3 protein-coding genes are annotated in these 1,489 nt (G+C 35.3%); all 3 read right to left on the bottom strand.

Annotated elements, in window-relative coordinates; all coding sequences use genetic code 11:
- Positions 1 to 337, bottom strand: a 337-nt coding sequence (locus JF818_RS07685) for an alpha-amylase family glycosyl hydrolase (RefSeq protein ID WP_255528442.1), incomplete at its 3' end; no start/stop codon positions are given.
- Positions 338 to 795: 458 nt separating this feature from the next.
- Entirely contained in the window at positions 796 to 1,050 is a 255-nt protein-coding gene (locus JF818_RS07680) for a hypothetical protein (protein WP_198891440.1), read from the bottom strand.
- A gap of 3 nt (positions 1,051 to 1,053) precedes the next feature.
- Positions 1,054 to 1,489, bottom strand: a 436-nt coding sequence (locus tag JF818_RS07675) for a ParA family protein (protein WP_198891439.1), incomplete at its 5' end; no start/stop codon positions are given.

Here is a 1,489-nt window from a genome sequence, read left to right as displayed (position 1 = left end):
CCTGGAACCATGGATGTTCTATTGATGTATGATTAAGCACCATATCAAATATGACTTTAATATTATTCTTATGCGCTTCTTGTATTAATTGATCTGCATCGGCCATTGTTCCAAATACTGAATCAACATTCTGGTAGTCAGTAATATCATATCCAAAATCAGCCATTGGTGAGCAATATATCGGACTCAGCCATATCGCATCGATACCTAGTGAAACCAGATAATCCATTCTCTTTATGATACCTTGAATGTCCCCAATTCCATCACCATTTGTATCCTGAAAACTACGTGGATAGATTTGATAGACGATACACTCTTCCCACCATGCTGTTGCCATCTCGCATACCTCACAAAAGATTATACCGCATGACGGGGGAGAGCTCAAAAGAGAATTATAAAAAAGTGGACAAAGCAATATGCCATTACTGATTTGTAATTGTTCTAAGGTTAAGTCTACTCATAGTATCTATACAAAATACATTTTATTACTTATCTTTTCTGTATTTTTTTTAATGTATTTTTGTTTGTTTTCATATCATTTTAATTATTTTTAATATTAGTATAGTTCATGATAGTGTATATTGCTATCTTACCCATCAAATAAAAGTATTCTATCTAATATATTCAATACTTATTTTGTATATTTTATGATCACAAAAATATAATACCTATATCTAAATAATAATTTTTTGATATAGGATTCAATTGTTATATAATGGAATCTATAAAATATTTTCAGTAAAATGCAAGGTATGTTAGGCAAGGATATGGTATGGCGATTATGTATAAGAAGGATCAATCCTCAGCATGTTTTTTTGCGAATTCACGAAGGGAAAACCGTATTCCAGCAGCCCAGCCCAAGCCCATGCTCTGGAATAGTTCTTCCAATTCCCTCTTGAAAGATGGTTCTATTGAAAACGTAGTAAGTACCTTGTTTTCTTTCTTTCGCTTCTTTGGTTCATTCGAGAATAACTCTTTTGCTTTCTGTCCGCTGATGCTTTCATCCAGGACCGATTCATTTTCCACATCCGGGTTTTTTTTCAGTGCCATACCTTATCTCCAAATATCTTTATTAAGTGTCTTGATTGCTCCTACAGTACTCTCTTTTAACCCTCGTCCCCTTGACTTGAATAACTGAGGAGCATAGCCTGCTTCCTGAGCTTTCCTAAAAAGAGGATCGACTGGAATTTTATACACAGTGAACACGCCTTCACATGCTGCATGATAAATGTCCCTGTGTTGTTTTATCCTGTTGTCAAAAGAATTTATGATGATTTTTGAATGGCTCACCGTAGATCGTAGATTCTTCTTTAATTTCGCCAATTCATCAATGAATATTTCAAGTCCATCAAGGCTAAATACTTCAGGTGTCATAGGTGTAATGACTTCATTACTGGAGATAAGCGCTGCACGTTCCAAACGACCGAGGCCTGGAGAAAGATCCAGGATTATCCTGTCAAATGATTCCGAAACTTCATGTACCAAGTCC

Origin of the sequence: Sphaerochaeta sp. S2 (assembly GCF_016406725.1) — a bacterium.
In the GTDB taxonomy this organism is placed as follows: Bacteria; Spirochaetota; Spirochaetia; order Sphaerochaetales; family Sphaerochaetaceae; genus Sphaerochaeta.
Note: the sequence above shows the minus strand (reverse complement) of the source record. Positions and strands in the feature narration are given on the sequence as shown.

Coding starts and splice junctions, on each gene's coding strand:
- JF818_RS07680 (WP_198891440.1), bottom strand. CDS start 1,050: ATGGCACTGAAAAAAAACCCGGATGTGGAAAATGAATCGGTCCTGGAT.